Here is a 15,601-nt window from a genome sequence, read left to right as displayed (position 1 = left end):
CCCCCAGCCAGACAGGTAGCCCCCCGACTGCTGGAGGAAAACCCGCCTCCGGGACGGGTTGGCGGCCCCCTGTTGGGGCCGTTTAAAATTCCGTAGTTCTCCGGCCAAGAACAAAGTTCCGGCCATGCGACGCGCCTTGCGCCCGAAGTTCCCCTGATAATCAACAAGTTAACCTGACAGGCGCGACGGCGTCCGATAACGGCTTGGCACAATCTGCATACTACCTTCGTACCCCTCCTGAGCCCTGGAAAAACTCCGTAGCGTTCGACGGGAAGACTCGGGTTCCGCCAGTGTTCGTAACATTGGCCTGCTCCAAGCAACGCGAATTGGGCGGCGCTGGGCAGGCAACATGGCTGGCGACCGTTCCGTGGCGACGCTGCCGGCGGACGAATCCTTTCCGGAATCCACAACGACGGCCCGAACGGGCGCGGCCTTTCACACGATCTTTTTACGGGCGCTAATCATTACTACAACTAATGGTTTAAATATCGACGACCGCCCTTCCTTCGCGGAACCGATACAGATGATCCACAGGGGCATCGAGTTCAGCGTCACTCAGCTGATGGCCGGCGTCTGGACGTGGCGCTTCCAGATCGGCGATCGCGTCTTCACGGGCAAGACCGAAGCAAAGCTCGATCTTCTGGCGATCCGCCGCGTGCAGCTGCGGATCGATCGCGAGCTGAACAATCTGGGGCGGGAACGGACCCGCGGCAGCAATGGGGACTGAGGCACAGTCTATCGTGCACGCCCCGGTGCCCTGACGCGCTGGCCTGCAGAGCTTCGGTTCTAATTAAAATTAGAACACACGAACCGGCGCCCGCTTCGCTCGAAAACGCTTCAATCCGCGCTGGCCAGCCGCCGCATCGTGAACTCGATGTCGCCGCCGGGAAGCTCGCGCCAGCTCTCGACGGCGCTCATATAGGCCGCCTTCGGGTAGCGCTTGAGAAAGTCACGCGCCCTCACGCGGGCCTGATCGCGTGGCAGGCTGAAGGTCTCGCGCAGATAGCCGTCGTCCGGCTTTCGCCGCTCGGCCATCCGGCTGGCGAGATCGCGCGGACGAGACACCATGCCGCAACTCCGGACCAACTGACGACACCCCAATATAGGGGCGGCGGCGGGAGAATCCGAGTCTGCGGGAGACGGACGACGTCGCCCCGAATGGGCGTTACTGGCTGCGCGGCGCGGCGCTTCCCGGCTGCGCCGAGCTTCCGGTCTTGGTCTTCGGCTTGGCGGGATGGGCGGCCGCTTTCGGCGGATCGCTGCGCACGACGCCCCAGGGATCGGACGATCCCTTGGCATCGGGAATCTTGCTGAGCGAGTCCTTGTAGGCCTTGTCCCTGACCGCGTCCTGCTCCTTCTCCTCCTGGGTCCTGGTCTTGACCTCAGGCATCAGGTTGACGTTCGGCATCTGCGCATAGGCCGGCGCCGACAACAGCACCGCAACCGCAACTGCGCTCAAAACTCTCATAAGAACACTCCCTGCGTTTTCGTCGGCGGTATATCACCGCAAGAAAGCCGCCGCCAAGCGCGCCTGCCCCGGCCCCGAACATGATGCGTTTCCGCGGAATCGCATCATGTTCTCATCTCTTTGTTTGAGCATGATCTTTTTCGGAAAACCGGTTTCCACTTTTCCGGATCATGCCCTTAGAGATGGTCTGACTTGCAGGATTTCGGCGACTGCATCCAGTCGTCCCAGATCGGACCGCAGCGCGTGCAACCGCTGAGCGCAAGTCCGATCGCAATCACGCCGCCGAGCACCACCAACCTGCGGAACATGTACGCCCCCACCACTCGCGAGCAGGCGACTGGGCGCCGAAACTGGGGCATTTTCAAGCCGGACACGGCGCTTGTAGCGCAGCGCAGTGCGCGTCGGAGCGCAGCGCAGTGCGCGTCGGAGCGCAAGCGCGCGTCGGACGGGCTGCCGGCGCGCACTGGTTTGACCGGGCGGCCGCGCAAATTACACTGCGCAACAAAGCAGAAAAGGAATCGATCAAATGACTTTGGCGATGAGCTGGGACGAGTGGACGCAGCACGACGGGACGGCGCTCGCGGAGCGCGTCAGGTCCGGCGAGCTGACGCCCCGTGAGCTGGCGTCGCAGGCAGCCAGCGCCGTCACCAAGGTCGATCCCGCGCTCTGCGGCGTCGTCGAGCTGTTCGACGATGTGATCGCCGATCCGGCGCGCGACGGCGCCGACCTCGACGGCCCGTTCGCCGGCCTGCCCTTCCTGATGAAGGACCTCGGCCCGACCCTGAAGGGACGGCTGCAGGAGATGGGCTCGCTGATGATGCGCGGCAATCGCGCCGCGGCGGATACCTTCCTGACCGCGAAGATGCGCAGGGCCGGGCTCAATTTGATCGGCCGCACCACGACGCCGGAGTTCGGGGTCTGCAGCTCGGCGGAAAATCCCGCGGTCTATGTCACGCGCAATCCCTGGAACACCGACTACACCACCTGCGGCTCGTCGGCAGGCAGCGCGGCGATGGTCGCCGCCGGTGCGGTGCCGATCGCGCATGCGACCGACGGCGGCGGCTCGATCCGCATTCCCGCCGGGGTCAACGGCAATATCGGCCTGAAAGTCTCGCGCGGCGTGTTCTCGCTCGCGCCGCATCTGTCCGATCTCACCGGGCTGGTCTCGATCCAGGGCTGCCAGTCGCGCACGGTGCGCGACACCGCTGGCTTCGTCGATGCCTGCCGGGGACCTGCGCCCGGCGAGTTCATGCCGTTCTGGACCTCGCCCGAGCCATATGCCGCGATGATCGCGCGTGATCCCGGCCGGCTCAGAATCGCGCTGTCGCACACATGGGGCGACTATCGCGCGACGCCGCACATCACAGCCGAGCTCGAGCGGGTCGGACGTTTCCTCGAAGGCTTCGGCCATCAAGTCGATTATGCACTGCCGGCGATCGACTATCGGGAAGCCTTCGCGGCGCAGACCACCTGCTACATCAGCAATTTCGCCGTCGTGATCGGCAACATGCTCGCCGCGCGCGGGCTGGAGCGGCCGCCGGCGGAGCTGATCGAGCCGATCAACATCCGCATCTGGGAGCATGGCCGCGACTTCAGCTTCGCCGATCGCGCACGCATGCAGGCCGTCTTCAACACCACCTCGCGCGGCTTCGGCGCCTTCTTCGAGGACTGGGACATCATCCTGACGCCGATCACGGCACTGCCGACGCCGAAGGTCGGCACCACGGAATATCTCACCATCAGCGACAATCCGTCGGTGCTGGACTGGTTCGGCAATCTCTGGCGCAACTTCGCCTTCACGCCGCTCGCCAATCTCTGCGGCATCCCCGCGATCTCGCTGCCGCTCGCGACCAACGAGCACGGCCTGCCGCTCGGCATTCAGGCGATCGGAAAGCAAGCGAATGACGGGCTGTTGCTGCAGCTCGCCGCCCAGATCGAACGGGCGATCGACGGCAAGTGGAATGCGGGCAACACGCCGGCCGTGCATGTCACGCGCAACTAGAACAAGATAGATAGCATCAACAGAGGGAACGGGACGTCATGCAGCAGCAAGCCGGGGAATTCGGGATCGACGACGCGAAACGCGTGCTCGGCGACGTCTTTGCGCCATGGGTGCAGGACCTCAATCTGTCGATCGAGCAGTTCGACATCACGCCGCCTGCCGGCGATGCCGACTGGCAGCCCGGCGCCATCCTGCGCATGCCGTTTTCCGAGCGGTTGTGCCGCAATGGCGGCATCGTCTGCGGCCAGGCCTTGATGGCGTTCGCCGACACCGCAATGGTGCTCGCCAACCTCGCGGCCAACAAGGGCTACCGGCCGATGACGACGGTCGACCAGACCACGCATTTCATGCGCGCGGTGACGGCGTCCGACGTGCTGGCCGACGCTCGCGTGGTCCGGCTCGGCCGCACCATGAGCTTCGGTCGCGTCACGCTATCTTCTGCCACCGACAACAAGCCGGTGGCGATGGTGTCGAGCGCGTTCGCGATGCTGCCGGGATAGGCCTCTCGCATCATGGCCGGTCTATCTCATCCTGAAGGATGTGAATGTATGACCGAGGAGCGGCGCCAAACATTCAGTGTCGTCCCGGCGAAAGCCGGGACCCATAACCACCGAAGACCATTGTTGCGCAGGGCTGCGGCCACAGCCTTCCTCAACAATTAAACCCTGTGGTTATGGGTCCCTGCTTTCGCAGGGACGACGTCGGACATGTTGTCCCGCCTTCAATCCCGTCATCCTGAGGAGCTTGCGCAGCAGGCGTCTCGAAGGATGAGGTTACCAGCCCGGCCTCACGGTTCGCCTGGCGATGCGAAGCATCGTACAGAGACGCGCGTACCGCGCGTCTCACAATGAAGGTTCAGACCAACCACGCTGCAAGATTTACTTGCCGAGCACGGCCTCCGCCGCGTTGACGATGCTGACGGTCGGATTCTTTCCGCAATAGGTGCCGAACTTCTTGGCGTTCTCGGTGAACACGTCGGTGTCGATGATCGCCTCGTCGGAGTCGCCCTTATACCAGCCGTCCATCCAGACCAGCACCATTTTGATGGTGTCGTCGCCACCGTCGACGAACTGTTTGCAGGTCATGGTCGAGAGATCGAGGACGGTGGCGCTGGCTGGTGCCGACAACAGCGCGAGCGCGGCGGCAAGCATGATCGAGGCAGTGATCTTCATCGCAATCTCCTTGGGCAATGATTTGGAATGAACCGGTCGCCGGAAGCCCGGCGGCTCCGTCCGCGACCTCGTAAGCGATGCGTTACATCGAACGCAAGCACTGCATCGCGCGGATCAGCCCGCACATCGTTTCGCTGCACGGCTTGAGAATTCGTGTTTCTGATTTGCGACGGCGCCCGCGCTAAAGCGTGATGAGAACAGGGCGTGTAGTCGAGAATCCAGTGTATGCGAGCGGGGATAGCGAGGTCGGTGTCGCTCTCAAAAGCCGATACCGGCGATGCCGTGGTGAATGTCCGCTCAGGGCCCAATACCAGTCCTGCGGTTCAAAAATGGCGCGATCACACTCCGCGCCGAATGACCTTCCAGGTAAGAGAGCCGGCAAGGAAAAGTGACATAGAACAGAATGCTATCGTCCCCCAGACACGGACATTAGGGCTTGTCTCATTCAGCCAAACAAGTGCCGCCAAGCACAGAAACGCAGGGATTGCGCACGCCTGTGTCACAACAAACCGGCGGCGCAGTGCCCGCGGAGCGCGGGAGCTCCAGACGAAGCCATCAACCTCGAACCTGCGGGAAATCGTATCCACCGGCTCTTGGGGATACCACTTTCCCAGCTCGCTCATGACGGACATGAAACCCCATCCGGCAATGCCGATTAGCACAATGGCGAGTAGGCATAAAATGAGCGACATCTCGCTTCTCCAGTCGCTAGCTATCGAGCGCGTCAAACATTGATAGTCCGCTTCGGGTCAAAGGCGCCGTTTTAGCAATCAGTCGGGTACTTCCGGTCTACCCCAATGAACGGACGTCTTCAGATCCGGTCGCCATATCTCAAAGGTGCCACTTCCAGGATTCGCAGCACGCCTCAGAAGTAGACGTTCGCGTTACACGGACCGGCCGCGACACCACCTGGTATCAGGCTCTGCCGCAGGACATCGGCCGCTGGTGGCAGATATGCGCCACTCACGATGAACATGCTGCCGCTCGGCGCCCGCGCTTGAACTCCTAAGCCGTCCCTGCCGGCCAAGCTGGAGACCCAGCTTGCGTACTTTCAAGATTCCGCTCTACACTCTTGGAGTGTATCGACTCGCTGAAGTATTCATAAGTTGTGTCCCGCAATTAACGGGACATTAACCTGCGGGTCAAGCGCGTACCGTGGCCTTTGTCGGACAGGAGTGGACCAGCCCCATGTGGAAAGACCCCATCAAGAGCACGCCTTCGATCATCCAGACCGATTTCGGGCCCTTCGGGCAGAGCCTGCCGGGGGACGGTGAAGCCTATTGCGGCCCGACGTCGATGGTCATGGGCCTTTACTGGCTGTCGGCAAACGGCTTCACGCAGGTTGCTCCTGTGGTCTACAACGGCGAGGACGACCCCGTGGCGATCAACCTGGAAAGGGTGGTCGCGGGCTTGATGCGGACGTCGAGCGAGAGCGGCAGCTTCGTGGACGGCATGACGAGCGGGATGGCCGACTATCTGTCGGCCTGCGGAATCGGGCCTGATCTTTATAATTTGACGAGCACTTCCAATCCGGGCCTCGCGTGGCTCGCCGATCAGTTGGCCCCGAACGTGTCCGAGAGTCCGCAGACGATCGTCTTGGCCAATTTCGCGGTTGGCTGGTATTCCGTTTCCCAGACGACGAAGGGATACGTGGAAAATAACGGCGGCCACGTCCTCGCGCCGCTCACGGTGAACCTGACGGGTGGCACGATCACCATCAACAACGCTTTCCCCGCCTCGTTCGAGAACGTACCCAACCTCCCGTCTAGCAATCCGCAGACCGTCCAGATCGCGCAAATGCCCAGCGGATGGACGCTGGAAAATCTGCCGCTACCCTCCGAAGACTACAGCCAGGTCGTCACCGACGCGCTCACCGGGTGGGGCGTCTACGCCGTGCTCTGGCAGGGGCAAGCTTGGGCGATCTCGCCGTCGGCGCTGCCCTCGACATCCGGATATGAACCCAGCACTTGGACGATCAACCAGCCTAAGGTCATCAACACGAACGGCGGCACGCTGACCGTCGTCGCGCCGATCTCCGGGCTGGGCGGCCTCCACAAATACGGCGAAGGCACGCTCCTGCTCACCAACACGAACCAGCTGATAGGACACAACACCGTAGGCGCTGGGACGCTGGCAAGTACCCGGACATCCGGCACACCATTTGGCAGCTTCAGGGTGACGGTGACGAACGGCGGAATACTCGAGCTTCGTTCGGACGGCGCGACGGTCGATGTGCAGATCGCCTCGGGATCTCTGGCGACGTTCGTCATCGGCTCTACGGGAGGCGCCTTGCAGCTTTCCGGAAGCGGCAACTATCGCGTCGTAATCGGGGGCAATGACGACGGTACCCTGACGAACATTGTCCGCAACTCCGGCGGAACTCTTGTTATCGTGCCGGGCGGCGGCATGGCCCAGCTTGGGCTGACGCAACAGGTGTTCGTGGCAGGAACGGGAGCAAACCTGCCCATCGTCATGAACGGGATCGTCGCTCCCTACATTCTCGGAGAGGACGACGACGCGGCCAGCTCGGGCAAGTTCCTGACCTATTCGCCCTCCGAGGGCTTCGCGAGCGCGGCGACCGTGTCGTCGACCGATGTCAGCATCAACGACGTTCCGGCCGATGCCGTCTACGAGGTCGTCGACAGCCAGGCGGTCGAGAGCGGCGGTGTGCCGCAGGTGGCGGCGCTCGAAGTGAACGGCGGGGCGATTACGGGCGGCGATGCGAGCATTCTGGTCGGAAGCCAGGCGAGCGGCGACGCCGCGGGCCTCATCATGAACGGCGGCAGCATCGCTACTGCGAGCCTTTCGTTCGGCGCGGCAGAAGGCCTGATCTACACCAATGCTACCGGCGGTAGTTCGCAGATCGCAGCCGCCATCGAGGGATCGGCGGGCCTGACGATCTTCGGTCCCGGCACGCTGACCCTGAGCGCAGACAGCAGCCGCATGCTTTCCGGTCTGATCAGGGTCAATGGGGGTACGCTGATTGCCGGCGGTACCGGTGGATCAGCAACGGGTGCCGGCGAGGTGCTGGTATCCTACGCGGCGACGCTGGAGGTCGCCGGCACGGTGACCGGCGCGGTTGTTGTCGGCGAGTCGGGCACACTGTTCATGAACGGTGGGACGGTCTCGGGCCCGGTCACCATTGCAGCGACCGGCACCGATTCGCCTGCTCCCGGCGGCATGCTACAAGGGAGCGGAACAATCAGCGGGACCACCTCCATCAGCGGCATCATCCAGTCAGGCCCGCAGGCTGGCCTAATCACGTTCACCGGCGAGACCACTATGACCGGCGACGCGAGCTTCTATTGGCGGCTGCAGAAGCTCGTGGACGATGCTGATCCCGGAGCCGGACCTGGGATCTACTGGAACGCGCTGCAGTTCAACTCGCCGGATACGAACCTCGGCACCAAGAATGCACCTCTCTGGCTCTTCCTCGACTTCAGCGCCCTCGACGGGGACCCGGACGGCGGCAACGCGTTCTGGAAGAAACCCCATACCTGGACGCTCTTCACCTACGCAGCCGATGCCGGCTACTTTTGGCCGGCGGGCGAGAACTTCTCGTACCAGTCCGGGAGCTTCAACACGGTCTTCGACAACTGGGTCGTGTCCCTGCAGTGGAAACCGGCCGCCTCGCCGCAGAGCCTCCCCGAGCGATGGCGCGCGAACGCTCGTGCGAGAAGCCTGTAACCGACCCGCGGCAACCCTACCGAATGTCCGAGATGGGTCAAATGTGGCGATCGAGGATCGTTGATGAGAAGTCCGGACTGCACCCAACACCGGACCAATCGGAGGCGGCGAAGTTGGTCCGCAAGGTGACATCCCCGGTCTGCGCGGCGCGTCCGCATTTCGTCCCGGATTTACGGGTCCACGCCCCAGGTTCAATTGCATCCGCGAACAACCTGCGCTCCCTCTCCGGTTGCGGGAGGAGATGCAGCGAATGCCGCCAGGCCGATTCAACCTGAATTCATCGCGCTTTAGCGGAGCGAGGCGACGCTTGCACCATTTCGGAATAGTAGAAAAGTAACCCTGAGTTGCCCGACGTGTCAAGTTGCTTTTCGTACGCCGGCAGCTGCCGGCACCTTTGCATGGGGTTGTTTTCGATATTTTGGCGGCGCGCACCTGCGGCAGCGAGCACCTAAGCGGATCGCGAGCGACGGCTCCGCCGCCAGCGCCAGAACAGCGCAACGAGGGCGACGAGCACGAGACCGGCGGCCACAGCCTTGGCGGTGAACCGCCCGCCGGGCCGATCGATCAGGCGGGTCCACAACGATGCCCCCTCGCCCTGACGCGGCAGGCGAAACGCCACCACGCTATCGCCGATTGAGGTGCCGGCTTCGGAATGGCCGCCGGCGCCGATCACGACGTACTGCTCGCCCTTCCAGAGATAGGTCATCGGATTGGCGACGCCCGGCACCGGAAGCCGGCCGAGCCACAGCTGCTTTCCCGACCTGGCATCGAACGCGCGCAGATAGGCATCCATCGCGCCGGTGAACACCAGGCCGCCCGCGGTGATCGCGACGCCGTTGACCAGCGGCGTGCCGGTATTGAGCGCGATGCCGAGCGGCGCGAGATCCTCGCTGGTGCCGACCGACGAATGCCAGAGGATCTTGCCGGCCTTGAGATCGACCGCCACCGTCTCGCCCCATGGCGGCTTGTTGCAGGGCGACCCGACCGCCGACTTCGCCAGCGCCCGCGACATCGCGAACGGCGCCCCTTCCTGCTGGCCGAATTCATGACCCGGCGGCGGATTGAAGCCCTTGGCCTGGTCGCGCGGAATCAGTGTGACGATGTGCGCCGCATGACTGACATTGGCGTAGAGGAGCTGATTGACCGGATCGAACGCCGCGCCGCCCCAGTTCACCCCGCCGCCTGTCATCGGATAGATCACGGTGCCTTGCGTCGACGGCGGCGTGTAAAGGCCCTCATTACGGGATTGCGCGAGCAGCGTCTCGCAAGCCGAGCTCCCGGTGCCCGGCAGCAGGCCGGCGACATCATCGGCCCTCATCCGCTGCGTCAGCAGCGGCGGCACATGGGTCGGGAACGGCTGCGTCGGCGACAGCCTCTCGCCCACGGCACCGTTCTGCGGCACCGCGCGCTCCTCGACCGGCCACACCGGCTTGCCGGTGTCGCGATCGAGCACGAACACAAAGCCCTGCTTGGTCGGCTGGATCACGACGTCGCGCTGACCATCGACGGTGTCGATCCGCGCCAGCGTCGGCTGCGCCGGCAGGTCGTAGTCCCAGACGTCGTGATGCACGGTCTGGAATGCCCATGCGAGTTCGCCGGTTTCGATCCGCAGCGCGACCACGGAATTGGCGTGCTCGTCATTGCCGGGGCGCTTGCCGCCCCAGAAGTCCGGACTGGGCGAAGTCGTCGGCAGGAACACCAGGCCGCGCTCCTCGTCCACCGACATCGGCGCCCAGACATTGCTGTGGCCGGCCTCGACGCCATTGTGCACGAGCGGATCGAAGCTCCAGCGCGGCTGTCCGGTTCGCGCATCGAAGGCGCGCACCGCGCCGAGCGGCGCGTCGACCCGCCGGTTGTCGCCGATCGCGGACCCGACCACGACCACGCCGCGTCCCGTCACCGGCGCCGACGTGATCTGAAACTCGCCCGGCCATTCCAGCTTCATGCCAATGTCGATCCTGATCTCGCCACCGTTGCCGAAATCGGCGCAAGGCTTGCCGGTTCTGGCGTCGAGCGCGATCAGGCGCCTGTCGTTGGTGCCGGTGAAGATGCGTGACTTGCAGGCGGCGCCTTCCGCCGCGCGATCATCCGTCCAGTACGCGACGCCGCGGCAGACAAAGCGATTGGCCGGCCGTTGCGCCATGCTGATCTTCGGATCGAAACGCCATTTCTGCGCACCGGTGCCGGGATCGAGCGCGATCACTTCGTTGAACGGCGTGCAGAGGATCAGGCTGTCCTCGACGAACAGCGGCGTCACCTCGAACTTGGTGCGCTTCATGACCTCGGGCGGGCGCGTATCGAGATCGCCGGTGCGGAATTCCCAGCCGCGCAGCAGCTTGCCGACATTGTCTGATGTGATCTGCGTCAGCGGCGAGAAGCGTTGTCCGCCGCGGTCGCCGCCCCAATACTCCCAGGCGCGCGCCGGCTGACCACACAGCAGCAGCGCGGCAAGCAGGCAAAACAGCGACCGCATCGCGTCCTCCCCCAGGATGCGATCACCGGGCGCCGCATCTCATGCGGGAAAGCATTTACGCGATCGTCGCGTCAGTATCCACCCCGGCGATAGCCGCCGCCGTAGTTACCGCGATAACCACCACCGCCGCCGCCGATGCCGATCCCGATTCCGATTCCGATCGGCGGTCCGGCAGGCTCGTAGACCACGGTTGGAGGCGGACGGCGCACCACCACGACGTCGTCCTCAACGACGACGCGCGGCGGGCGCTTGCCCGCGCGCCGCGGCGGATCGGGATCGGCACGCTTTTTCACCGGTACGTTGGCCCTCTGCTGCAGCGGCTGTTGCGGCGGCGCGGCGTTGCAGGGACAGGTCGGTGCCGCCAGCGCGACGCTGGTCGCGGGCACGCTGAGCGCGACGGCGGGCGCCGGATCGGGACGGTAGCGCAGCCGTTCGATCATCTTGCGCGCGGTCGCTGTCAGGTCGGTGTCAGGATATTGCGCGAGGAAACCGCGATAGGCCGCGGCCGTGTTGGCGAGAACAGCGTTATTCCACGCCACCATGCGGCGATGCCGGTCGAGCCAGTCGCGCGCCTGCAGGCCACGCGGCGTGCCGGCGAAGATCGCGGCGAAGGCCTCATAGGATTCGTCGGAGCCATCGACCACCATCAGTTCATTCGCGGCCTCGATCGGCTTGCCCTGCAACTCGCGCTTCCATTCGTCGACGGTGCGTTTGGCCGCGGCCGGTGGCGGCGTCACTGCGGGCGATGCCGCCGCACCCACCATGAAACGGAAGTCGTCGGTGAGCGAGGACGAGTCCCACGGCGTCTGGCGACCGTCAGTTGCCCTGTTCACCGCCAGGCGAACGCGCTTGAAGGTGTCCTCGATCGGGATGCCCGGCTCCTTGGCCGAGGCCAGCAACGCGGTGGTGTAGGGGCTGTTGGCGCCGCTGCCGTCCTCGGCTTCCGCTCCCGGCGAGGTCGAGAACGACACAAACGTGCCGGGCGCGCCGACCCTGGCATCGACGATGGCGAGCCCGTGCCCCGCGGTCTTGCTGAGTTCCGGGAATGGATTGTTGCGGCAGGCATCGAGCAGCACCATGCGCATCCGACTCGGAACCGAGGTGAGCGTATTCAGGACGTCGTTGAGCCGAACCGCCTGGATCGGGATATCAGCCTCGCGCTTCGGATCGACATCGACCGGCACCAGATAGTTCTCGCCGTCGATCTGCAGGCCATGCCCGGCATAAAACACCAGCGCCACGGTATCGGCGCCTTTCGCCGCCACCTGGCCAGCGAAATCGCTGAGCCGTGCGCGCATCTCGTCCTGCGACAGGTCCGATGCGGCCGTCACCGCAAATCCGGCATCGGTCAGCATTTGCGACACAGCCTTGGCGTCGTTGGCCGGATTCGGCAGCGCGGGCACCGACTTGTAGGCCGACTGCCCGATCACCAGCGCCAGCCGGTTTTCCGCCGACGCCGGCACGGCGCCGAGCAGGATCGCTGCCGGAACGATCAGGCTGAGGAGCGAACGGCGAAGCATGGCGGCCTCCGACAATGACATCGAAGATGGGTCGGAGGCCGTCAGGCCAAGGTTCATGCCTTGCGGCAAATGTGCTGCCGACCGACGCCGGTCAAATGGCTGCCGACTCGTGAGCCCGGCTATTTCGGTTTCTTGGCCGGATCCGCTGCCGGCTTGGTGACGCCCCAGGGATCGTATTTCTCCTTGGGCTCGGGGATCCGATCGAGCGCGGCCTTGTAGGCCTTCTCGTCGACCTTGGGCTTCTGCTCCGTCTTCGTATCGCCTCCACCGCCCCCTCGCCGGCCCTGGGCCAGGGTGGGTGTCGCGAGCAGCGCCAGGATGACGGCAGCAACCGTGAAGCGTTTCATGTCAGTCTGTCTCCCCCGCCGCCGCAGCAACATCCGGTAATACCTCTACCCCAACGATAACTTGTCGCTCGACATTTGTTGATCGACAAAGCGCCGCCTCACGCGAATTCAGCGCCACCAGGGGGCGCAATCCTGACGGCGGCACATTAAATGCACTGAATGGGACAGGGACAAGTACATCTGGCGGCGCTGCTGGCCGGCGCCGCCTTAATATTGAGTGGCTGCGGCCTGGCGGACAGCCATGCGGTGTGGCCGGAGGCCTTGAAGGTCAAGGCCGCCGAGCCGGCGCCGCTCGAGATGCCTCCGGACGTCAAACGGCTGGTCGCGGGCAAGCTGGATTCGGTGTTCACGGCCGGTTCACAGCCAACCCATGTGCGGGTCTCCGCCCCGCTGCACGACCCGCGCGGCACCGGCTGGACGGCATGCGTACGCGCCGAGCTGACATCGGTGATCGGCAAGCCGCTGGGGACGCAGACCTATCGCGTGTTCATCAATGAAGGCTCGATTTTCGATCGCCGGCAGGTCGGAGCCGACGACAATTGCGTGACGGAGACTTACGAGCCGGTCGAGAGCACCGTTGCGGTAGAAACGCAACGGACCACCAAACCCTAGCGCTTGAACCGGCGAGCCGGCCAAGCCGCTGCGCACCGGGTATGCTGAACGGTCCGTTAACACGACCGCTCAAATTGCCTGATGGCCTCAACGGCATTTTCCATTTCTTTCCGCTAGCGTTGCCCTGACGAACGCAAGGCCCAATCAGCCTCGCGGAGTGGGGAAACAGGGACGTGGCCGATATTGCTGACCGGGCAATGATCCACCGTGCATCGCGCAAGGATGCCACGGACGATCGCACCTTGCCGCCGCTGTCGGCCGCGCCGCTCAATGCATGGCGCGCGCTTGCCGCGCGCGCGATCGAGGCCAATGGCTACTATCAGCCAGACTGGGAATTGGCGGTCGATGCCTCCGCGCGCGGCCGCACCGGCGCGGCGCTGCTCAGTGCCGCCGGCGATGCCGGGCAACTGATCGGGCTGTTGCCGGTGGTTCCGATGCGCCGGATCTACCGGATTCCCCTGCCCGCTTTGGTCGGCGCCGAACCCTATGGCACGCTGTGCACGCCATTGCTCGACCGCGACGCCGCCGAGGAAGCGGTGGGCAAGATGCTGCGGCAGGCGCGCAATGCGGGCGCGCATGCGCTGATCCTGCGCACCATGTCGCTCGAGGGGCCGGCCATCGCGGCGATCCGCGCGGTGCTGGCCCGAGACGGGTTGCAGCCGCGCATGGTGAGCGCCTATCAGCGCGCCCAGCTGGATGCGACGCGCGATGCCGACGAATTGTTGCGCGACGCGCTCGGGCCCAAGAAGCTGAAGGAGCTGCGCCGCCAGCACCATCGCCTGTCCGACCACGGCGCGGTGCGCTTCGATGTCGCCCGCACGCCGCGCGAGGTTGCGACGGCGCTCGAGACTTTCCTTGTCCTCGAAGCCGGTGGCTGGAAGGGAAAGCGCGGCACGGCGCTGAGCCAGCATGCCGGCGATGCGGCCTTCATCCGCCGCGCGACGTCGACGATGGCCGAAGCCGGCCGCTGCGAGATCATCACGCTGCATGCGGGCGACACGCCGGTCGCGGGCGGCATCGTGGTGCGTCACCAGGACCGCGCCTTCTTCTTCAAGATCGGCGTCGACGAGCGCTTTGCGAAACATTCGCCCGGCACGCAGTTGACGCTGGAGCTGACGCGCCATCTCTGCGCCGATCCCGCGATCAATTCGGCCGATTCCACCGCGGCGCCCGGCCACCCCATGATCGACCCGATCTGGCGCGGCCGCTTCGCGATCGGCGACGTCTTGCTGCCGCTGCGGCGCCGCGATCCGCTGGTGCCGGCCATTCACGCCGCGCTGACCCTGAACAAACTCGCCTACGAAGCGGCGCGCGGCGCCGTCCGCTTCATCCGCAGCCGGCGCGGCAAGCCCGGATAATGCGGTTTACCCTTTCGTAGGCATGCAGACACATCGGGAAACAACGGGCTGCCGCCGTCAGGTTGGTGTCAGCTGGCCCGACTAGCGTTGCGGCGCGCTGGTTCTCAGACGGCGCGCGCCCTTGCTTCGAAAGCCTCATCTGATGGAAACATCGGATGGGGCTTTTTGCCGGCGCTCGCGACATCCTGACGGCAAACGACAAGGCCGCCTCAACCGGCGGCCTCTCTGTCTTGCGCTCCGCGCATCATTGGGAAACGCGGCGCGACCAGCGCCTCCCCTTACTGCAACGGCGAGTGCGGTGCCGGCAGCATGATGGTCGAGTGCATCTCCTCGAGCACCTGCGTGCCCTTGCTCAAAAATTCCAGCCAGGCCGGATCCTTCATCGCGTTGCCGCGTGCGGCGGCGCGGGCGTTGAGATCGGGATAGGCCCAGATGTGGCAGACTTCGTTGGGCTGCCCGGCCTCGGTGGTCCAGAGGCCGACGATCTTGGAGTATTTCTCGCGCTCCGGCATCACGCCGGTGATCAGATCGAGCCATTGCTTGGCGCCGCCGACCGGCTTGGCACGATAGTTGCGGAATTCGTAGATGTTGCCTGATGTCGCCGGCGCCACCGGCGGGATGATTGGATTGAGCAGCCGCACCTCCTGCCGCACCAGCAGCGGACGGATCACCGGAATATACTCGCCGGTCCAGCGCGGATTCTTGGCGAGCTCGGCGCGCAGCCGGGTCCGCTCGTTGAGATCGGCGTAGCTCCACATATGCATGACCTGATTGAGCGGACCGATCTCGGTGATCCAGTAGCCTTCCAGCTTACCGAAATTGTCGGCGCGGATATCGCGCGAGATCGTGCTCGCCGCCTTCACCATCTCGCCGACGGCGCCTGGACGGACTGTATAGGTGCGCAGCTCATAGATCATGGTGGTCTCCCCTGATTGTTTCCGATGGATGATGTGGGCTCGGGA

General features: G+C 64.6%; 14 protein-coding genes. 6 read left to right on the top strand and 8 right to left on the bottom strand.

Features of this window, described 5'->3' with window-relative positions:
• Positions 1-523: 523 nt before the first annotated feature.
• Positions 524-727, top strand: a complete 204-nt coding sequence (locus J2R80_RS23030; protein WP_076828394.1) for a hypothetical protein — start codon at positions 524-526, stop codon at positions 725-727.
• Between the two features lie 110 nt (positions 728-837).
• Here J2R80_RS23030 and J2R80_RS23025 read toward each other — a convergent pair whose 3' ends face one another.
• The 3 genes from J2R80_RS23025 to J2R80_RS23015 form a co-directional block, all read right to left on the bottom strand.
• Positions 838-1,068, bottom strand: coding sequence for a hypothetical protein (locus J2R80_RS23025; protein WP_016848527.1), 231 nt, complete (start codon positions 1,066-1,068; stop codon positions 838-840).
• Positions 1,069-1,165: 97 nt separating this feature from the next.
• Positions 1,166-1,468, bottom strand: coding sequence for a hypothetical protein (locus J2R80_RS23020; RefSeq protein WP_076828393.1), 303 nt, complete (start codon positions 1,466-1,468; stop codon positions 1,166-1,168).
• Between the two features lie 176 nt (positions 1,469-1,644).
• Positions 1,645-1,776, bottom strand: coding sequence for a hypothetical protein (locus tag J2R80_RS23015; protein WP_057018364.1), 132 nt, complete (start codon positions 1,774-1,776; stop codon positions 1,645-1,647).
• A gap of 218 nt (positions 1,777-1,994) precedes the next feature.
• Between J2R80_RS23015 and J2R80_RS23010 the strand changes: the two genes are divergently transcribed.
• Together J2R80_RS23010 and J2R80_RS23005 are read left to right on the top strand one after the other, a co-directional pair.
• Complete coding sequence (locus J2R80_RS23010; RefSeq protein WP_200844496.1) at positions 1,995-3,470, top strand: amidase; 1,476 nt, start codon at positions 1,995-1,997, stop codon at positions 3,468-3,470.
• Between the two features lie 38 nt (positions 3,471-3,508).
• Positions 3,509-3,970 carry a PaaI family thioesterase gene (locus J2R80_RS23005; RefSeq protein WP_076828387.1) on the top strand — a complete coding sequence of 154 codons (462 nt, stop codon included), beginning with the start codon at positions 3,509-3,511 and terminating at the stop codon, positions 3,968-3,970.
• A 378-nt stretch (positions 3,971-4,348) separates the two neighbouring features.
• On the opposite strand, the gene J2R80_RS23000 is transcribed toward J2R80_RS23005, so the two are convergent.
• Positions 4,349-4,642 carry an HdeA/HdeB family chaperone gene (locus J2R80_RS23000; RefSeq protein ID WP_076828386.1) on the bottom strand — a complete coding sequence of 98 codons (294 nt, stop codon included), beginning with the start codon at positions 4,640-4,642 and terminating at the stop codon, positions 4,349-4,351.
• 1,188 nt (positions 4,643-5,830) lie between these two features.
• On the opposite strand from J2R80_RS23000, the gene J2R80_RS22995 reads away from it, so the two are divergent.
• A complete protein-coding gene (locus J2R80_RS22995) occupies positions 5,831-8,329 on the top strand; it encodes a hypothetical protein (RefSeq protein WP_253639466.1) in 2,499 nt (832 codons plus the stop codon).
• Positions 8,330-8,777: 448 nt separating this feature from the next.
• Here J2R80_RS22995 and J2R80_RS22990 read toward each other — a convergent pair whose 3' ends face one another.
• The 3 genes from J2R80_RS22990 to J2R80_RS22980 form a co-directional block, all read right to left on the bottom strand.
• Positions 8,778-10,802, bottom strand: a complete 2,025-nt coding sequence (locus J2R80_RS22990; RefSeq protein ID WP_253639465.1) for a pyrroloquinoline quinone-dependent dehydrogenase — start codon at positions 10,800-10,802, stop codon at positions 8,778-8,780.
• Positions 10,803-10,873: 71 nt separating this feature from the next.
• The gene (locus J2R80_RS22985; RefSeq protein WP_076828547.1) at positions 10,874-12,322 is read right to left on the bottom strand and encodes a caspase family protein; all 1,449 of its coding nucleotides are present in this window, start codon (positions 12,320-12,322) and stop codon (positions 10,874-10,876) included.
• 119 nt (positions 12,323-12,441) lie between these two features.
• Positions 12,442-12,669, bottom strand: a complete 228-nt coding sequence (locus J2R80_RS22980) for a hypothetical protein (protein WP_016848541.1) — start codon at positions 12,667-12,669, stop codon at positions 12,442-12,444.
• Positions 12,670-12,828: 159 nt separating this feature from the next.
• Here J2R80_RS22980 and J2R80_RS22975 point away from each other — a divergent pair, with 159 nt between their 5' ends.
• Together J2R80_RS22975 and J2R80_RS22970 are read left to right on the top strand one after the other, a co-directional pair.
• Entirely contained in the window at positions 12,829-13,281 is a 453-nt protein-coding gene (locus J2R80_RS22975) for a hypothetical protein (protein WP_076828380.1), read from the top strand.
• 173 nt (positions 13,282-13,454) lie between these two features.
• Positions 13,455-14,639 (top strand): GNAT family N-acetyltransferase, encoded by a 1,185-nt coding sequence (locus J2R80_RS22970; protein WP_076828379.1) that lies wholly within the window; start codon positions 13,455-13,457, stop codon positions 14,637-14,639.
• 278 nt (positions 14,640-14,917) lie between these two features.
• On the opposite strand, the gene J2R80_RS22965 is transcribed toward J2R80_RS22970, so the two are convergent.
• Positions 14,918-15,556 carry an NIPSNAP family protein gene (locus tag J2R80_RS22965; protein ID WP_057018355.1) on the bottom strand — a complete coding sequence of 213 codons (639 nt, stop codon included), beginning with the start codon at positions 15,554-15,556 and terminating at the stop codon, positions 14,918-14,920.
• Between the last annotated feature and the right edge of the window lie 45 nt (positions 15,557-15,601).

The organism is Bradyrhizobium sp. USDA 4541, assembly GCF_024171085.1.
In the GTDB taxonomy this organism is placed as follows: Bacteria; Pseudomonadota; Alphaproteobacteria; order Rhizobiales; family Xanthobacteraceae; genus Bradyrhizobium; species Bradyrhizobium australafricanum.
This window is presented reverse-complemented; position numbering and strand designations above follow the sequence as displayed.

Coding starts and splice junctions, on each gene's coding strand:
- J2R80_RS23025 (WP_016848527.1), bottom strand. CDS start 1,068: ATGGTGTCTCGTCCGCGCGATCTCGCCAGCCGGATGGCCGAGCGGCGA.
- J2R80_RS23000 (WP_076828386.1), bottom strand. CDS start 4,642: ATGAAGATCACTGCCTCGATCATGCTTGCCGCCGCGCTCGCGCTGTTG.
- J2R80_RS23030 (WP_076828394.1), top strand. CDS start 524: ATGATCCACAGGGGCATCGAGTTCAGCGTCACTCAGCTGATGGCCGGC.
- J2R80_RS23005 (WP_076828387.1), top strand. CDS start 3,509: ATGCAGCAGCAAGCCGGGGAATTCGGGATCGACGACGCGAAACGCGTG.
- J2R80_RS23010 (WP_200844496.1), top strand. CDS start 1,995: ATGACTTTGGCGATGAGCTGGGACGAGTGGACGCAGCACGACGGGACG.
- J2R80_RS23020 (WP_076828393.1), bottom strand. CDS start 1,468: ATGAGAGTTTTGAGCGCAGTTGCGGTTGCGGTGCTGTTGTCGGCGCCG.
- J2R80_RS22965 (WP_057018355.1), bottom strand. CDS start 15,556: ATGATCTATGAGCTGCGCACCTATACAGTCCGTCCAGGCGCCGTCGGC.
- J2R80_RS23015 (WP_057018364.1), bottom strand. CDS start 1,776: ATGTTCCGCAGGTTGGTGGTGCTCGGCGGCGTGATTGCGATCGGACTT.
- J2R80_RS22990 (WP_253639465.1), bottom strand. CDS start 10,802: ATGCGGTCGCTGTTTTGCCTGCTTGCCGCGCTGCTGCTGTGTGGTCAG.
- J2R80_RS22980 (WP_016848541.1), bottom strand. CDS start 12,669: ATGAAACGCTTCACGGTTGCTGCCGTCATCCTGGCGCTGCTCGCGACA.
- J2R80_RS22975 (WP_076828380.1), top strand. CDS start 12,829: ATGGGACAGGGACAAGTACATCTGGCGGCGCTGCTGGCCGGCGCCGCC.
- J2R80_RS22985 (WP_076828547.1), bottom strand. CDS start 12,322: ATGCTTCGCCGTTCGCTCCTCAGCCTGATCGTTCCGGCAGCGATCCTG.
- J2R80_RS22995 (WP_253639466.1), top strand. CDS start 5,831: ATGTGGAAAGACCCCATCAAGAGCACGCCTTCGATCATCCAGACCGAT.